Origin of the sequence: Arthrobacter sp. NicSoilC5 (assembly GCF_019977395.1) — a bacterium.
Classification (GTDB): Bacteria; Actinomycetota; Actinomycetes; order Actinomycetales; family Micrococcaceae; genus Arthrobacter.
Map to the genome: position 1 here is coordinate 1803064 of NZ_AP024660.1, position 17371 is coordinate 1820434.

Annotated in this window: 12 protein-coding genes; 3 read left to right on the forward strand and 9 right to left on the reverse strand. The window is 67.5% G+C overall.

The features are described from left to right. Window positions 1-31 precede the first annotated feature (31 nt). Complete coding sequence (locus tag LDO22_RS08455; RefSeq protein WP_224027199.1) at window positions 32-1027, reverse strand: DNA topoisomerase IB; 996 nt, start codon at window positions 1025-1027, stop codon at window positions 32-34. A 103-nt stretch (window positions 1028-1130) separates the two neighbouring features. On the opposite strand from LDO22_RS08455, the gene rarD reads away from it, so the two are divergent. Then, entirely contained in the window at window positions 1131-2153 is a 1023-nt protein-coding gene (gene rarD / locus LDO22_RS08460) for an EamA family transporter RarD (protein ID WP_159631206.1), read from the forward strand. 22 nt (window positions 2154-2175) lie between these two features. Here rarD and LDO22_RS08465 read toward each other — a convergent pair whose 3' ends face one another. From LDO22_RS08465 to LDO22_RS08495, 7 genes are all read right to left on the reverse strand, one after another. Further along, the gene (locus LDO22_RS08465; RefSeq protein WP_224026732.1) at window positions 2176-3858 is read right to left on the reverse strand and encodes an endo-1,4-beta-xylanase; all 1683 of its coding nucleotides are present in this window, start codon (window positions 3856-3858) and stop codon (window positions 2176-2178) included. A 37-nt stretch (window positions 3859-3895) separates the two neighbouring features. Further along, on the reverse strand, window positions 3896-5680 hold the full coding sequence (locus LDO22_RS08470; protein ID WP_224026733.1) for a polysaccharide deacetylase family protein: 1785 nt from the start codon (window positions 5678-5680) through the stop codon (window positions 3896-3898). Between the two features lie 55 nt (window positions 5681-5735). Next, complete coding sequence (locus LDO22_RS08475) at window positions 5736-7550, reverse strand: polysaccharide deacetylase family protein (RefSeq protein ID WP_224026734.1); 1815 nt, start codon at window positions 7548-7550, stop codon at window positions 5736-5738. Next, window positions 7540-8880 carry a glycosyltransferase family 2 protein gene (locus LDO22_RS08480; protein WP_224026735.1) on the reverse strand — a complete coding sequence of 447 codons (1341 nt, stop codon included), beginning with the start codon at window positions 8878-8880 and terminating at the stop codon, window positions 7540-7542. Before LDO22_RS08480 ends, LDO22_RS08475 begins: the two co-directional genes overlap by 11 nt. 3 nt (window positions 8881-8883) lie before the next feature. Then, the gene (locus LDO22_RS08485; RefSeq protein ID WP_224026736.1) at window positions 8884-9348 is read right to left on the reverse strand and encodes a hypothetical protein; all 465 of its coding nucleotides are present in this window, start codon (window positions 9346-9348) and stop codon (window positions 8884-8886) included. A gap of 530 nt (window positions 9349-9878) precedes the next feature. Further along, window positions 9879-11249 (reverse strand): 4-aminobutyrate--2-oxoglutarate transaminase, encoded by a 1371-nt coding sequence (gene gabT, locus LDO22_RS08490; RefSeq protein ID WP_224026737.1) that lies wholly within the window; start codon window positions 11247-11249, stop codon window positions 9879-9881. Between the two features lie 55 nt (window positions 11250-11304). Continuing rightward, window positions 11305-12735 carry a gamma-aminobutyraldehyde dehydrogenase gene (locus LDO22_RS08495; protein WP_224026738.1) on the reverse strand — a complete coding sequence of 477 codons (1431 nt, stop codon included), beginning with the start codon at window positions 12733-12735 and terminating at the stop codon, window positions 11305-11307. Between the two features lie 168 nt (window positions 12736-12903). Here LDO22_RS08495 and LDO22_RS08500 point away from each other — a divergent pair, with 168 nt between their 5' ends. Further along, the gene (locus LDO22_RS08500) at window positions 12904-14340 is read left to right on the forward strand and encodes a PucR family transcriptional regulator (protein ID WP_159631190.1); all 1437 of its coding nucleotides are present in this window, start codon (window positions 12904-12906) and stop codon (window positions 14338-14340) included. Window positions 14341-14362: 22 nt separating this feature from the next. On the opposite strand, the gene LDO22_RS08505 is transcribed toward LDO22_RS08500, so the two are convergent. Further along, window positions 14363-15955 carry a CYTH and CHAD domain-containing protein gene (locus tag LDO22_RS08505; RefSeq protein ID WP_224026739.1) on the reverse strand — a complete coding sequence of 531 codons (1593 nt, stop codon included), beginning with the start codon at window positions 15953-15955 and terminating at the stop codon, window positions 14363-14365. 136 nt (window positions 15956-16091) lie between these two features. Here LDO22_RS08505 and LDO22_RS08510 point away from each other — a divergent pair, with 136 nt between their 5' ends. Next, the gene (locus LDO22_RS08510) at window positions 16092-17369 is read left to right on the forward strand and encodes an MFS transporter (protein ID WP_224026740.1); all 1278 of its coding nucleotides are present in this window, start codon (window positions 16092-16094) and stop codon (window positions 17367-17369) included. Window positions 17370-17371 lie beyond the last annotated feature (2 nt).

Sequence of the window (17371 nt, forward strand, 5' to 3'; positions counted from 1 at the left end):
CGCCGCATGGTGCAGCGCACAGTCCCCCATTCTAGTTGGCGGCCAGGGCCACTACCTTGCCCTCGCGGTACAACAGCGCCCTGAGCTCAGCTTCCGCCGAGTCCAGCCGTTTCGGATCGATGGTTTCGCCGTCATGGTAGTGGTCCACCACCCGCGGGTCCACGTAGCTCTTGCGCGCAATGGAGGGCGTGTTTCCCAGCGTCTCCGCCGCGTCGTACATGGCGCGGCTGATGGCCCGCTTCCGCTTGGCCGCCGTCCGCTGGACTCCGGTCCGCGCCAGGCTTTCCGCAGCTGCCACGGTCCCGCGCAGGGTCCGGAAGTCCTTGGCGGTGAAGTCTGAGCCGGTCCGCTCCTTCACGTAGGCGTTGATATCCGCACTGGTGACCGGACGCCAGGACCTGCCCTCCTTGTACGCCAACAGCCGGGCGTTCGGCCCCCTCCGCTTGAGCAGGCGCAGGAGGGCGGCGAGGTCGGCGTCGCGGATTTCCGATTCCCAGTCCTTGCCGCTCTTCGCCGGGAAGCGCAGGGAGATCCGGTCCTTGCGCACCTGGACGTGGGCGCACAGCAGCGTGGCCAGCCCACGGCTTCCGTTCTCGTTGGTGTACCTCTCCGAGCCCACCCGCAGGGATCCGCTGTCCAGCATCCGGAACGCCCCCGCCAGGACGCGGTCGCGGGTGAAGCCCTCGCTGCGCAGGTCCATGGTGACCAGCCGCCGGGCTGCGGGCAGCGATTCGGCAAGCTGGAGGGACCGGTCAAACTTCACCCGGTCCTTCCGCTCGCGCCACTCCGGATGGTAGATGTACTGGCGGCGGCCCACGGCATCCACGCCGGTGGCCTGGATGTGGCCGTTATCGAACGGGGCGATCCAGACGTCGGTCCAGGCCGGCGGGATGCCGATGCTTTCCAGGCGGTTTCGGATGGGGCCAGGCGGCAGGGTGGAGCCGTCCAGGTCCCGGTAACTGAAGCCCTTGCCGGCGGCCACCCTGCGGTAGCCGCGGCCCGAGGCGTTGCTGCGCCGGAGCCTCATGGGGTGGGTTCCGGGAAAGGCGTACATGTCATGAAAGCAAGCCTACTGATTATTTTCCGGAATACCGCCTGCCTGCTGGAATACCTGCCCACCGGATGCTGTTATGGACTTCGTGCCCACGCCAGAAGGAACCTCCCCAGCCACGCCCGCTGTTGCCACCACCGCAGCACCCGCGCCGCCTGCGCCGGAGGGCCCCCGGCCCGTCGCCAAGGACTCGACGGCAGGCATGCTGTTCGGCATCGGCGCGTACGTTTTGTGGGGGCTGCTCCCCCTGTACTTCTTCATCCTGATGCCGGCGGGCGCCGTCGAAATCGTGGCCAACCGGGTGGTGTGGTCACTGCTGTTCTGTGCTCTCCTGATCACGGTGACCAGGGCGTGGGGCGTGCTCGCGGTGGCGCTGAAGGACCGCCGGGTCTTTGGTTCCCTGGCGCTGGCGGCGTTCCTGATCGCCATCAACTGGCTGACCTACACGTACGGCGTCACCACGGGGCAGGCCGTGGAAACGTCCCTGGGCTACTTCATCAACCCGCTCGTCTCTGTGCTGCTGGGTGTGCTGGTCCTGAAGGAAAGGCTGCGGCCGCTCCAGTGGGCCGCCGTCGGCGTCGGCTTCGTGGCGGTGGGCGTGCTCACCTACTCCTACGGGAAGCTGCCATGGATTGCCCTGACCCTGGCGTTCAGCTTCGGCCTGTACGGCTTCGTCAAGAACCGGGTGGGATCGAGGGTGGACGCCATCACCAGCCTCAGCGTGGAGACCATGGTGCTGGCCCCGTTGGCCGCCGTGGCCATGGTGGTCCTGGCCGCAGGCGGCAGCTCCACGTTGACCTCCCAGGGAGCGGGACACTTCTGGCTGCTGCTGGCATCGGGCGTGATCACCGCCGTCCCGCTGCTTTTCTTCGGTGCGTCCGCACGGCGGCTGCCCATGACCACCATCGGACTGCTCCAGTACTTCGCCCCCGTCCTGCAGTTCCTGGTGGCGCTGCTGGTTTTCCGGGAGGCCATGACCGTTGAGCGCTGGATCGGTTTCGGGGTGGTGTGGCTGGCCCTGCTGCTGCTGACCCTGGACATGCTCCGGACGGCGCGCAGGAACTCGCTCGCCCGCAGGGCAGCGGTCCGCCAAGGCGCCTGAGCCCGGGCCTTCGCGCCCAGGGTCAACCGCCCAGAGCGCGCTTCACGGCATCGTACGCCGGTGTGGGTTTCCCGTCGTTGAACAGGTGGTCGTGGCCCTGCCGCAGGCTCCCGCCGTCGTCGATCCACCAGTCGTAGCGGTCATCCACTCCCCACGTGGTGTAGGAGACGCAGGTGCGCGAGCGCAGGCAGGTGGCCAGTACCGTGGCGTACTGCTTCGCCTGGGCGTCCGTCCCCTGGCCGTCCGTGACGTCGTTTTCGGAAATGCGGACGTGGAGCCCGGCGTCCCCAAAACGCTTGAGCGTCCGGGTGAGGTCGTCAGCGGAGATGGCGTCGGTCTTGAGGTCGTAGACGTGGGCCTGGAGGCCTGCCCCGTAGATATGGCCGCCCTGCGCGTTCGTGTCCAGGATGAGCTTGAGCAGTGCGTCCTGGCGGCGGCCCGGCACGTCGGCGCCGTTCTCGTTGATGTACTGCTTGACGTCCGGATCGGCCGCATAGACGGCCTTGGAGACCACGGCCGGATAGCCCGGCCCGAAGACGCGGTACCAGATGTTCTGCTGCATGCCGGTCCCCTGGTCCACGTCGAACGGCTCGTTGACCACGTCAAGGGAAGCCAGCTGTCCTTTGAAGTGCCCCACCACTGCGGAGATGTAGTCGAGCAGTGCTGCGCCGCTGGTCCGGCGCTCCGCGTCCGAGCCTGCGGGGAGTTCCTGCATCCAGCGGGGCATGGCCTCCGTGAAAGCGATGGTGTGGCCGTGCACCGCCATGCCCTTGCTCCGGGCAATCGCCAGGATCGCATCAGCCTCTTCGAAGGTGTACACGCCCCGCTGCGGGGAGAGGAACTGCGGCTTCATCGCGTTTTCCGGCGTGAGCGCGCCGAAGTTTTCGACGAACTCCCGGGCATAGTCCGTGTCCCCGGTGAGGGGCCCCAGTGCCACGGCCGCGCCCACCAGGAAGTCCGGACGGGTCCTCGCAGCGAGTGCCTGCAGGCCGTCCTTTGACGGCTGGACGCCGGCTGCCGCGGCCCCTGAGGTGCGCAGGCCGGCGCTTCCCGGCGCTACCGCCGTGAGCGAGGTGATCTCGAAGTCGCCGGAATCGCTGGAAAACCCCAGCCACAGTTCCCCGGACGAGAACACCTTGCCCAGGGGGAGGGAAGAAAGGGTGTCGTTGCCGCTGGCGACGGCCAACGTATCGCCGGAGCGGCGCACGGTGAAGGGCGCCCCCGGGTCCTTTACCGTGACGTGTTCATCATGCACCGGCACCGGCTGGGTCACGTCTTTCTTCTGCGTCCCGTCGAAGACGGCGATCTTCAGGTCGTTTCCCTGAAGGGTAAGCCGCAGGCCCGCCGGCTCCACACGGAACTCATCGGCGATGACGGGCGGCCGGTCGTACAGCGCCCAGGACGCGTCCGCGGTAACGTCCGCGAATGTTGCGCTGAGCGAAAAGTCTCCGCCGACCACCAGGTGCGTGCCGGCGAGGTTGAGCGGGGGGTTCGGCTGGCCTCCCTCCCCGCTCTGCTCCACGATGCGCCTGGCGGTGGGCGTCACCTGGAGTGCGCCGTTCCCGGCCCGGACGCCCGGAACGTCCTGCCAGTCCCCGTGCAGGAGGTCCAGCGTCACGTCGGGCTTGGGCGGGGAGCATGAGGCGAGGACGGCGAGGAGGGCGGACACCAGCACCACCGTCAGTGCGTGCGGGCGCCCGGCCATCCTTCGTCCTCTCCCCTGCTGCCAGGACCTGGTACAGCTAGGACTTGGTCCAGCGGACGTCGTCGAAGTACGCCTGCAGTCCGGAATTGCCCTGGACAATCACCTGAAGGCTCGCCTTCGCTACCGCGGTGCTGCTCGGCGAGTACGTCAGATCCACATTGGTCACGCCGCCGGCCGAGATCCCGAGCTTCCACTGCCCGGAGATCCACTGCCCGGCGGAGTTGTATTCGTCAATGTAGAAGCCCATCTCGCCGCTGGTCCGCGCCGTGATGTTGAGGTAGCTGGCGATCTTGTAGCTGCCGGCTGCCACCGCCACCTGCGGGGAGAACAGGTGTTTGTTGGCCGTGGTGGCCGTCATCTTGACCGAGTTCACCGGGTTGGCCGGGCTCCCGTGGTTGGCTGCGTCAGCCAGGATGGTTGATGCGGAGTCTGTCCGCCATCCCGAGCCGATGCCGGCATCAAACGTGCCGTTCGCCACGAGGTTGGGCGACGGCGTGGTGGAACCGCTCCCGAGCGTCATCATCTGCATGTTGTCCAGGTACGCAGTGATGCCGGTGCCGGTCACATAGACCTGCAGGCTGGCGGATGCCACGCTGGTGGAGCTCGGAGTGTAGGTGAAGTTCATCGACTCCACCCAGCGGCTGTTTTCCCGTTTGCGGAACTGCCCGGAAATCCACTGGCCGGCCGCGTTGTACTCGTCCACATAGAAGCCCACTTCTCCAGTGGAGATTGCCGCCACGTTGAGGAAGGCCTTGTACAGGTAGCTGTTGGCCGCCGACACCGGAACCTTCGGCGAGAACAGGTGGCCCGCAGCGGAACCCGACACCAGCTTCACGGACTTGGCAGGATCAGGGTAGCTCCCGTTGGTCCCGGCGTCCGCGGTGATCGTGGCCGGGGCGTCCGTGCGCCAACCGTCGGCGATGCCGTTATTGAACGTCGCGTTCGGCAGGAGGTTGGGGCTGCCGGTTACCAGGCCCTTGCTGACATTGACGTTCCGGATCTGCCCGGCCGCCACTTTGGTCTGCACATACGCTGCCAGCTGGTCCAGCTCAGCCGTACCGTACTGGTAGTCATCCGGGTTCTGGCTCGGCGATGTCCTGACGTCGTGGAACGTGAAGATGGCCCACGTCCTGTTGGCGATGGCCTCGTCAACTTTAGCCTTCAGCGTGGAGACCGGAGTGGTGGCTTCCTGCACCGGCGTGTTGTGGAGCAGCAGGTCGCCGAGCGGCCAGATGTTGTTGCCCACGTCCGCAAAACCGCGCATCGAGGTGTAGTACTTTGCGATCCGGGCGAGCGCCGACATGTCGTAGTCGCCGTAGGGCGTGGCCAGGGCAGTGGCATTGAACCCGTGGGCCGACAAAGCGGCCCTGCTGTTGGCCAGTTCGGCGTCCACCTGGGCGGCCGTCAGCTTGGTGGCCTGGCAGTCGTTGCCCACGCTGACAAGGCACTGGTGGTCAACGGTGTGTGAGCCGATCTCCCAGCCGTAGGTGTTCTGCAACTGGGTGACCTGGTCCCACGTCATATAGGGAACGTCGGTGTTGGCGCGGCAGGTGTTCGGCACGGATGTCATCCCCACGCAGTTGGTGATGACGTAACTGGTGCCGGTGAGCCCGTACTTCTTGAGGGTGGGGGCAGCCTGCGTTAAGGCACTTTGCATGCCGTCGTCGAAGGTGAAGGACACGAGCGGAGTTGGGGCAGGGTTGTCCACGGCGGCGTTCGCGGCCGCAGGGGTCAGCAGCGCGGCGGCCATGGCCCACACGGCTACCCCAAGGGTCAGGAGCCCGGCGCGGCCTCGCGCCAGGCTGGATCTGGATTTGATCATGACTTTCTCCTTCTTTCGGGTGTCGAAGGCGCCGCGTTTCACCGCCTGGTGGTGGTCACGGGCCCTGCAACTGCTCGAACGCCTGGGCGACCGGTTTCACTTGGATGCCGCTTTCGTCGATGAGCTGCAGCTGGGTTGCGAGGACGTCGCTGGTGATAGTGCTCTTGTCCGCCGCAATAGTGTTCTTCTGGGTCCCCGACGCGTCGGGGGCAGCGATCTGGTGATAGACCAGGATGAGCCAGCCGTTGGACCGGGAGGTCTCGGCGAGCGCTTCCTTCAGGGTTTCCGGCGTGGTTGCGTCGGTCACGTACAGGACCTTCAGGTCATGCGGGTTGAGGTTTTGCCTCGTGTTGATGCCGTCATCCGTCCCCCGCATGATCTTGAAGTACTTGGCCGCATACCAGTCCACTTGCGGGTCGGAGCGTCCGTACGGCGGTGCCAGGTCATCGGTGGGAAGGCCGGCCGCGGCCAGCGCTTCCTCGCTCTTGCGCAGCTCCTCATCCAGGCGCTCCGCCCCCACGGAGGTGAGGTCGACGTGCTGGTAGGCATGGGCTGCAATTTCATGTCCCGCCTGGTGCAACTGCTGGACCTCGGCGCCCGTGATGAAGTTCGGCGTCTCAATCGAGCTGGCGTTGACGTACTGGGTGGACTTGAACCCATGCTTGTCCAGCAGGGGCAGCGCGCGGTCGTACACGGACTGCCACCCGTCGTCGAACGTGATCGAGACCAGGGACTGGTTCCACCGCAGCGGCCCGGGCCTGGTGATGTCCGTCAGCGAATAGTCGCGGACCGCGGTGGTCCCGTTCCCATGCGCAACCAGGGTGACCATTGCGTTGGCCGCGCCATCGGGGACCTGGAATGCCTCGCTGATGGTGGTCCACTCCCCTGCCGGCGGCACGGACTCCAGGTTCTTGAAGGTGCGTCCGCCGCCCGCAAGCTCGAACTCGGCCACCACATCCACCTCGCGGTCCGCCTTGTAGGCCGCGCCGAACCTGAAGTAGCGGTCCGGGGTCACCGCGATGGGCTGGTACTGCCACTTCGCCTCCCCGTTCACGTAGTTTCCGATGCGGGTCCAGAGGAAGCTTCCGCGCCCGTCCTCGCCGCGCCCGGACTCCACTGTTGACGTCCCGGAGGAATAGGGGGACCAGAAGGCCGGCTGGTTCGGCTGGGTACCGGCGAATCCCGGGTTGGGGATCACGTTCGGGCCCACCGCTGCGGGTGCCGGAGGCTGGACGTCGTCCGCTGCCTCGAGGTAGGCGCCTTCCACGCGCGCGGTACCCACTGAGGCGAAGCGGAAGACGTACTCCACTGCCGCGACGGTGTCGCCGCTGTTGAACGCGTCACTCACCGTGAACGCGGTGGTCCCCGGCCGCTCCACCGGGTTCCTCAGCTGCTCCAGGCTGGTGCTGCCATCCCTGTGGTATTTCCGCACCAGCAGCCGGAAATCCGCTTCCGTGGTGGCGAACACCTTGAAGAAGTAGGTCTTGCCGGGAACCACGTCCACGCGCGGGCTGGTGAGGGTGACATCGCCCGAGGCGTACTGCGGGATGTTGAGCTTCAGCGCCTGGGCGCCCATCTGCCCGGGCACCAGTTCCAGGGAGGTCTTCGCATCCCCACTGTGGGCCGCGGTCCAGCCGCCTTCCGGAGCCACCGAAGTACCGGCCGACGGCGACGGGCCCGGTGCCGCCGTCGGTCCGGCAACGCCGGGAAAGAGCGCCGGGAGCAGGTTGGCTCCGGGCCGCGCCTGGGCGAAGGTTCCGATCCTGCCCGTATACATGAACCACCCGGCGGTGATCAGGAGAACCAGGACCGCGATGACCACGAGCGGATTCAGCAGGACCTGGCGGACCCGCCGGCGCCTAGGCGGCACGGCTTATCACCGCCACGCTGCCGGCCCGCTGCGGAGATTTCCACGTGTTGATCTCGGGGCGCCGCACCAGCCCTGGCGAACGGACGATGCACCGGACCGCTGCCGCGAGCTGGACCAGGTCCATGATGTAGAACAGGAAATAGGCGGTGGGCGCGTACATGCACAGCCTGGTGCGTTCCCGCGGTGAGAGGTTTTCATCCATCAGGACCGTCAGCAGCGTGTAGGCGGTGATGGTGGCGTAGGACCCGATGATCAGCGCCGGAGTGTAGGTGGCCAGCGACCAATAGACCGCGTACGTCCAGGCCAGGGGTGAGACGAGCAGCGTGAACTCGCTCAGCACGGCCGTGGGCATCCGGTAGTACGCCAGGGTGCGGCTGTACCGGCGGCTGGGGTTCAGGGTCATGCTGCGGTACTTGATGAGGTTCTGGATGCTTCCGTACTTCCAGCGGTAGCGCTGCTTGGCCAGGGCACGGAAGGTGAGCACCCCCTCGGTCTTTGCCACCACGTCCGCACCGTAAACCATGCGGAAACGCCGGTTGCCCAGGTGGGTGATTTTCGCACTTAGGCCGATGTCCTCGGTCACGGTGTCCGTATCGTAGAAGTCCACCTTGCGCAGCACGCGCATCCGGTAGGTGGAGGCCACACCACCCACCACGAACTCGCAGTTCAACAGCGAGTAGAGCTTCTTGGAGCGGTAGCCGATCATGTGCTCAAACCGTTGCAGGATACCGAGCGCCGTGGTCTCCTCCATGATCTGGACGTTCGCCGCCACGCCGGCCACGTACGGGTCGTCGAAGTAGGACAGCGCCCGGGTGATGGCGTCCGGCTGGATGACCGAGTCGGCGTCGAGCGTCATGACGAACTGGCCGCGCGCGAACCTGCGGAGCACCGAGTTGAGCGCCGCGCCCTTGCCCACGTTCCGGTGCATCCGCACGATCCGCAGGCCCATCGCGGGGTGCCGCAACTGGTAATCGCGGACCAGCCGGCCGGTGAGGTCACCGGAGGCGTCATCTGCGACGAAGACCTCAAAGAACGGGTAGGTGCTGCGCCGGATGGAGTCCAGGGTCCGGACGATCACGGCTTCCTCGTTGTGGGCCGCAATGACAATGGAGACCAGCCCGGGTACCTCGGGGACCGCCCGCCGGGTCCAGGTAGCCGTCGCCGCGCACTCGGGCTGGTAGGGGGTGGGAAGCCGGATCCCGCTGAGTCCCTTGCGCCGCTGTTGCCATATGTCGTAGAAGTTGGCACCCGCCAGGTAGAGGCCGAAGTGCACAACGTACAGGATGCTGACGCCCGCGAAGAGCCAAAAGACCAAGAGCGCGATATCCATCGCTCATCTGTCCACGGAGTTGGTTGCCAGCACGTTCGTGAAGGCTTCTGGAAGCGGGACGTTGGCCGGCTGGAGCAGGTCGATGCCGGCCGCGATGGCTGGAACAACGGCGATGGCCGGCTTGACCGCGGCAACGGCGGCCTGCGCGGCGGCGGCCCCGGCCGCCCGGGCAGTCCTGGCGGCGTCAGGAAGGGCCGTACCCGTAGTAGCGGCGGCGGGGGCGTCGATGCTCGCCACTGCGATGGCTGGAACGGCGGTGCCGGCTGCCGCCACCTTGGCCATGGCCCGGCGCGCGGCACGGCGGTAGAACCGGATGCCGATGAAGCGGATGACCACTGTGAGCGTGACCAAGCCCCACAGAACCAGGCTCATCTGGGCCACGAAAGCGAGCAGGCTCTCGAACATGGCCCCGTCCCGGCCGAAGGTGGTCGCTGCAGGCACGGCGAAGGTTCCCAGGTTCGTCACCACAGGCCCTCCCCCGTTCCCCTTGAAGCTTGCGTCATTGCTGAAGGCTGCGTCATTGCCTTCCCCCTGTCTTGAGCAAGATGTCCGTCTTTGGGCTGTGGGGTGTCGCCGCCTGGGGTGCCCATGCACCAGGCGTTGGTGGAAGTTCCTGTCGTCAGCGTCATGGGAGGGCAGCGTCATTACCCTGCGGCTGACTTAATCGGGAGCGCATATGCGCTCCGCATTTTGGGGGTGGCAGGTGGCGCCTCAGGCAATCGGCGTCGCGCACAGCCCGCCCGTTTATAGGTCAAAATTACGTATTCCTGCGCAGGCCCGACACGAGTAACGGGTACTCTATAAAGATTTTTGGGGCTACTTACCGAAAGGGTTTTGGGGGGACCGCCGCCTGCCCGCCGGTCCGGGCGGAATATTAGGTAGTTTGCGCAGTCCGGTGCGGGGGCCTAGGTATCCCCCCATGGCGGGATTTCCCGGGCAACGGAAAAGGCAGCACCCCGGCGGGGTGCTGCCTTTTCCGTGGACCGGCTTTGCGGCTCTTAGGCGTTGGCCTTGATGGCTGCGGCGAGGACTCCCAGGCCGTCTGCGAGCAGTTCATCGGTGATGACCAGCGGGGGCAGCAGGCGGATGACGTTGCCGTAGGTGCCGCAGGTGAGGATGATGACGCCTTCCTTCAGGCAGGCGGCGGCCACAGCCTTGGTCAGCTCCGGGTTGGGTTCCTTGGTTCCGGCCTGGACGAGCTCGATGGCGAGCATCGCACCACGGCCGCGGACGTCGCCGATGACCGCGGTCCCGGCGTTGGCCAGATCGGACTGCAGTTCACGCAGGCGCGCCGTGGCGATGGACTCGATGTGGCGGGCACGGCCGTTCAGGTCGTACTCCTCCATGGATCCGATCGAGGCCAGGGCTGCTGCACAGGCCACGGGGTTGCCGCCGTAGGTGCCGCCCAGGCCGCCGGGGTGCACGGCGTCCAGGAGGTCGGCGCGGCCGGTAATGGCGGACAGCGGCATGCCGCCGGCGATGCCCTTGGCCATGGTGATGATGTCCGGGACGACGCCTTCGTGGTTGACGGCGAACCATTCGCCCGTGCGGCAGAAGCCGGACTGGACCTCGTCGGCGATGAAGACGATGCCCTTCTCCTTGGCCCAGTCAGCCAGCGCGGGCAGGAAGCCCTCGGCCGGGACGATGAAGCCGCCCTCACCCTGGATGGGCTCGATGATGATCGCGGCAACCTGGTCGCCGCCGATCTGCTTCTCGATCATGGTGATGGCGCGCTTTGCTGCCTCGGCGCCGGTGATCGAGGGGTTTTCCTCGCGGTACGGGTAGCTCATGGGCATGCGGTAGACCTCGGGCGCGAACGGGCCGAAGTTGGTCTTGTACGGCATGGCCTTGGCGGTGAGCGCCATGGTGAGGTTGGTCCGGCCGTGGTAGGCGTGGTCGAAAGCCACGACGGCGTCCCGGCCGGTTGCCAGGCGGGCCACCTTGACGGCGTTCTCCACTGCCTCGGCACCGGAGTTGAAGAGTACGGTGCGCTTCTCGTGGTCGCCCGGGGTGAGGCGGTTCAGCTGCTCGGCGACGGCCACGTAGCCCTCGTAGGGGGTGACCATGAAGCATGTGTGGGTGAAATGCTCCACGGCTTCCTTGACGGCGCCCACGACGGCGGGGTCGGAGGCACCCACGCTGGTCACGGCGATGCCTGAGCCCAGGTCAATGAAGGAGTTGCCGTCGACGTCGTGGATGATGCCGCCGTCGGCGTCTGCAACGTAGACCGGGACACTGGAGGCGACGCCGGCAGCCACCACGGACTTACGGCGTTCGGTCAGTGCCACGGACTTGGGGCCCGGGAAGTCGGCCTGGACGTTGCGCTTCTGCTCCAGGCGGTAGGTGATGTCTGCTGCGGTGGTGGTCATGGTTCTTTTCTTTCTACGATTCCGGGTTTCGGCAAGCTCAACCAGCGGGGAATGGTCAGGCGTCGAGGGCGGACATCACGTGCTTGATGCGCGTGTAGTCCTCCACGCCGTACATGGAGAGGTCCTTGCCGTAGCCGGACTGCTTGAAGCCGCCATGCGGCATTTCGGCGGTAAGGAGGATGTGGGTGTTGATCCAGACGGCGCCGAAGTCCAGGTCCCGGCTCAACCGCATGGCCGTGCCGTGGTTGGTGGTCCAGACGCTGGAGGCCAGCGCGTAGTCCACGTCGTTGGCCAGGGCAACGGCTTCTTCCTCGGTGCTGAACTTCTGGACGGTGATGACGGGGCCGAACGTTTCCTTCTGCACCACGTCGTCGGTCTGCTTGGCGCCGGTGATGATGGTGGGTTCGAAGAAGTAGCCCTTCTCCCCTGCCCGGTGTCCGCCGGTTTCGATCCGGCAGTTGGCCGGCAGGTTCTCCACCACGGAGGTCACGGCGTTGAAGTGGTTCACGTTGTTCAGCGGGCCGAAGTAGTTGTCTTCGTCGTTCTGCGAGCCGGTGTGCAGGGTCCGGGTGTGTTCCACCATGGCTGCAACGACGTCGTCGTGCACGGAATCCTGCACCAGCACCCTGGTGATGGCCGTGCAGTCCTGGCCGGCGTTGAAGAACGCGAATTCGGCGATCGCCGCCGCGCTCTTCTTGATGTCCGCGTCCGCGAAGACGATGGCCGGGGCCTTTCCGCCGAGCTCCAGGTGGGCGCGCTTGAGACCCTTGGCGGCGCCGGAAGCCACCGCGATTCCCGCGCGGACAGATCCCGTGATGGACACCAGGCCGGGGACCTTGTGCTCCACCATCATGGCACCGGTTTCGCCGGTGCCCAGGACCACGTTCAGGACGCCCGCGGGCAGGATGTCGCCGGCCAGGCGGGCCAGGACCAGCGTGGACTCGGGGGTGGTGTCGGAGGGCTTCAGGACCACGGTGTTGCCGGCAGCGAGCGCGGGACCGATCTTCCAGATGGCCATCAGGAAGGGGTAGTTCCAGGGGGCCACCTGGGCCACCACGCCGATGGGTTCGCGGCGGACGTAGGAGGTGTGGCCCTCGAAGTACTCGCCGGCGGACTTGCCCTCCAGGATGCGGGCGGCACCGGCGAAGAAGCGCAGCTGGTCGGCGCCGGCAGCCACTTCCTCGGAGGCGATGAGGGAGCGGACCTGGCCGGTGTTGCGGTGCTGGGCTTCGACGAGTTCGTCGCTGTTGGCCTCGATGGCGTCGGCAAGCTTGAGCAGCATCAGCTGGCGCTGGCCCGGGGTGACGTGCTTCCAGGTCCTGAAGGCGTCCTTGGCTGCCGTCATGGCCGCATCCACATCCGCCTGCACGGAAACGGGGGCCTGCGCCACCACTTCCCCGTTGGTGGGGTTGACCACGTCCAGCAGGGTGGTGCCGGCGGGGGTGACGAACTTCCCGTTGATGAAGTTCTGCAAGGTTTGGACCACGGTGTGCAACCTCTTTCGTAAGGGCCATCGGCGGCCGGGCGGAGACCAGGACGGATGGATGGAACTGCCTTGAGCCTATGCCAGCGCCCAAGCGGGGTGAATAGCCACCTGCACACCCTTGCCAAAGGGGTTTAGTGCGGTTGCCCAGCTCACGTTTATCCTTGCTTCATGGCCATTTCCCTTGCTGCCCTGGTGGGCGTGACCTCCTTGAAGCTGTCCAAGGCGGGCGTGGCGGAGACCACCTGGAACCAGGACATCAACTGGGTGGCTGTGACGGAACTGGAGGATCCGCAGCGGTTCCTCAACGGCGGGGAACTGGTGCTCACCACGGGCCTGCGGCTGCGGTCCGCGCCGGAGCAGCGGCGCTTCGTGCGGCAGGTGCAGCGTGCCGGTGCGGTGGGCATCGGATTCGGCGTGGGGTTGTCCCATGAGGCGGTGCCCCCGGCCCTCCTGGCGGAGGCCAACCGGTGGGGCCTGCCGGTGGTGGAAGTGCCCTACGAGACCCCGTTCATCGCCATCACCAAGCTGGTGGCGGACGCCCAGTCGGCCGACCACTACGCCAAACTGGAACGGCTCATCGCCGGGCACCAGGTGCTGGCCCGGGCGCTGCTGACCGGCGGCGGGCTGGCAGAGCTGCTGAAGAACCTGGGCGGCATGCTGCGCACCGACGTGGCGCTGACCCAGTTCACGGCGCAGCTGTACAACAGCGGCAGCACCCACCCGTCGGCCGATACGTGGTCCAGCTACCCGGTGCCCACGGGCCGGCGGGACGCCTGCACGCTGTGGGTCCGCCAGCCGTTCGAGGACACCGGCATCATCGGTTACGCGCAGAACCTGATCAGCGTGGAGCTGAACAACATGGTCAAGCAGCGGCAGGCCCAGCGCGCCCTGTGCGGCCAAGTATTGGAGGACGTGATCCACGGGGCGCTGGAGACCAGCGAGGCCCAGCGCCGCCTGGCCGGCGTGGGCGTGAACAGCACCCGCAAGAACGTGGTGCTGCTGGCCGTGTCGGCCGCCCACGGGAAGGCGTTGGGGAGCACCTCGGTGCCGCAGGAACTGGAGAAGGCGGTCGCTGCCGTCGTGGGCAAGGACCTGGTGCTGGTGGTCAATGACGACGGCGGGACGGCGCCGGCGCTGGCACGGAAGCTGAGCGACCACCTCGCCGAAGCCGGGATCCATGCCACGATCGGCATCGGCGGGGCGTACACCAAGCCCAACGGCCTGCGCTGGAGCTATTTCGAAGCCCGGGACGCCGCCAGCCATGGGCTGCCGGTCAACGAACCGGAACGGCTCAGCCTGACATCGCTGCTGCTGGCCAGCGAGGACGTCCCGCTGGCGGACATGGCGCACGAGTCCTTGAACCCGCTGCGGGCGTTCGATGCCGCGCACGGCTCGGAGCTGATGTCCACGCTGGAGAGCTACCTGAACAACAACGGCTCGGTGGCTGCGGTGGCGGAAGAGCTCACGCTGCACCGGAACACGGTCCGGTACCGGCTGGCGCAGATCACCGAGCTCACCGGGTATGACCCCTCCGTCACTGCGGACCGGGTGCAGCTGTGGCTGGCCCTGGCCGTGGCCCGGTTGTCCGCCCGGCAGGGCAAGTAGGCCGGAAACTGCCCGGCAGGCCTCAGAGGACGCCGCGGCCCAACAGGTCGCGCGACTTCTTCCTGGCCTTCCGGTACCCGGCACGGGCCTCCAGCATCCGCTCTTCCTGCTGGTTGAGCAGCTCCGCGTAGATGCCTGCCGTGGCGGGCTCGCTGTGTTCCGCGGCGATGGCTGCCAGCAGGTCGCGGGCCACCACGGCGTCCTGGAACTGGCCCAGGATCTTCTGCTGCCGGCGGGCGGCCTTGGCTACCTTGCCCGCACGCTTGCCGTGCACCAGGGCCGCTGATTCAGCCACGTGGCGCAGCCGCTTGGCGTCTTTGCGGACCCGGTGGAGGGCAAGTTCCTGGTCCCTGCCGCGCCGCGCGCGCTTGGCCGCTTTGCGGGAGCGCTCCAGCCGCCTGGCGGCCTTGTCCACGGCTTTCGCGGCCGCCCGACGTCCCGGCGCTACCGCGTCGGCGCGCACCGGCGGGTTGTCACGGAAATCCTCAAGCTTGTCCAGGAGCCTGAAGTAGCGGCCCGACCCCAGGGCTTCCAGCAGGAGCCGGTACGCGGCGTCATAATCCCCGCCCGTGCGCTGCTCCACCCTTGCCGTGGCCCCGGCTGTGCCATCCCCGGGCTGCAGCGCGCCCAACTGGTCACGGAGCCGGGCCCGCAGGACCTCGGCGTCGCGCGGCTGGCCGAGCAGCTGGCCCAGCCACTTCAGCTCGCTCCGCAGTTTGCGCACCGGTGACGCCCGGTAGAGCTTGGCGTACGCGGCCAGGACCGAGCGGATCCGGCGCGTGGCGGACCGCATGGTGTGGATGGCCTCGGGTTCCTCCTCCCGGACGGCGGCGTCGCTGGCGAGGATCTGGTCGATCTGCGCGGCCACATAAACGGTGACGACGGCGGCAGCCGGCGCACGCTTCCCGGCCAGCAGGGCAGGGGCGCCTTCGGTTCCGGAAGCACCGGTGGGCGCCTCGCCGGCGGCGGCACGCTTGCCCGCTTTGGTGTCAGCGCCCAGGGCCCGGACCAGCTTCGAGGCATGGCCGGCGGGCCGGGCGCCGGCGGCTGCGAGCAGCTCCTCCACCGGGCCAAAGAGGTCCGGCCCCCCGTGGACCAGCTCCAGTTCCCATTCGCGCCACTCCTGCCTTGTGGCGTTGTCCCCGTCCCCCAGGCGTTCGGCAGTGACCTGGTCGTCCGCGAGGTCGGCGAGATGGGCGCCGTCGGCCCCGTACAGGGGGTAGGTGGTGCGGCGGGTGTCCAGGCGCACCACCGGCACGGGGACAGCACCCCTGAGGTAGGCGTAAAGGTGGGTAAGCAGGGCGTCCGGTACGACGTCGGGACGGCCCAGGGGTGCATGCAGTTCCGTCCGCTCCTGCGGGCCTTCGCTGCCGGCCGCCGCCTGGGGCGGCAGCTTCAGATGCCACCCCGCGTCCTTCCCGCCGGTGCGGCGGCGGAGGGTGATGCGGCGGCCGGCCAGGGCATGGGTGGGGGTGTCGAAGTACACCGCCTCCAGCAGGTCGGTGTGCGGATTGCCTGTGCGGGCCACCCCTGCGGCCTGTTCCAGGGGCGGCACCACGGCGCCGGCATCGACGTCGTACTTCTTCTCAATCTCGATTCCCCTGGAAGCCTCCACAGCCGTCCTTCCGCACCGCCTGGTCCGCGCCAGGTCCTCCGACAGTCCGTTGGCAGTCTATTGCAGGCACCGAACACGTGGAGAGGTTGGCCACAAAAGCACAAACATCAAACGTCTAACCTTTAGGCTGGTTCGTATGCCCGCCACTCCCCCCGCTTCCGTTCCCACAGCCACCCAGGCGCCCGCTGCGGCTCCCGGCACCCCGGCCGGCGGCGCCACCACTCCGGCAAAGCCGCGCTCCGCCGTCGTCTTCGGCGTCATTGCGCTGGTGCTGATCGGGCTGAACCTGCGCGCGGGCATCACCGGGGCGTCCGCGCTGCTGCACGATCTGCAGGCGGTGCTGGGCTACGGGGTGCTGGTGGCGGCAATCATCCCCTCCATCCCCACCCTCTGCTTCGCCCTTGCCGGGGCCGCCACGTCCTGGCTCACCGGCAGGCTTGGCGTGGAGAAGGCCATCCTCCTGTCCCTGGCGCTGCTGGCCGGCGGGCTGCTGCTGCGCGGCGTCCCCGCCACGGGCATGCTGGTGGCCGGGAGCGTGGTGGGTATGTCCGGACTGGCCATCTGCAACGTGGCCATGCCGTCCTTCATCCGGGAGCACTTCGCGTCCCGGACGTCGCTCATGACCGCCGTCTACACCGTGACCATGACCACCGGCGGCACCCTGACCTCGGTCGCGGTGGTCCCGCTGGCACACGCGCTCGGTTCCCCGTCCGCCGCCGTCGGCGCCGTGGGCATCGCGGCCGTGGCCGCCTTCCTGGGCTTCCTGCCGGTGGCCCTGCACGCCCACCGCCATACGGTGCGGACCACGGCCGGGCATGTGTCGCCCTGGCCGCTGCTGCGGACCCGCAAGGGGCAACTCCTCACCGCGATCTTCACCCTGCAGGCCCTGCTGGCTTACGCCCTGTTGAGCTGGTTCCCCTACATGCTCACCACCATGGGCATGAGCGCCTCGGACAGCGGACTGATGTTCGGCCTCATGCAGCTGGTCTCCGTCCCCGCGGGCATGGTGCTGATTGCCATCGGCGCCAGGCCCCGGATGCTGCGTCCGGCGTTCTACCTGGTGAGTATCACCATGGCCGTGGGAATTGCGGCGCTGCTGGTCCTCCCCGTCGCCCTGGCGGCCGTCCCCGCCGTCCTGCTGGGCTTCGGCCTGGGCATCTTCCCGCTGGTGATGGTGATGATCAGCCGCAGCGGCACCAGCACCGCCGAGACCACCGCACTGTCCACCCTGGCCCAGTCCTCCGGCTACCTGCTGGCCACCGCGGGCCCGTTCGGCATGGGCCTGCTGCACAGCGCCACCGGAGGCTGGTCCCTGCCGCTGGGGCTGCTGCTGGCACTGGCCCTGGTCCAGATCGTGGTGTCGCACATGATCACCGGCCCTGCGATGTCCGGCAAGCCCGCGGAGAGGAAGTAGCC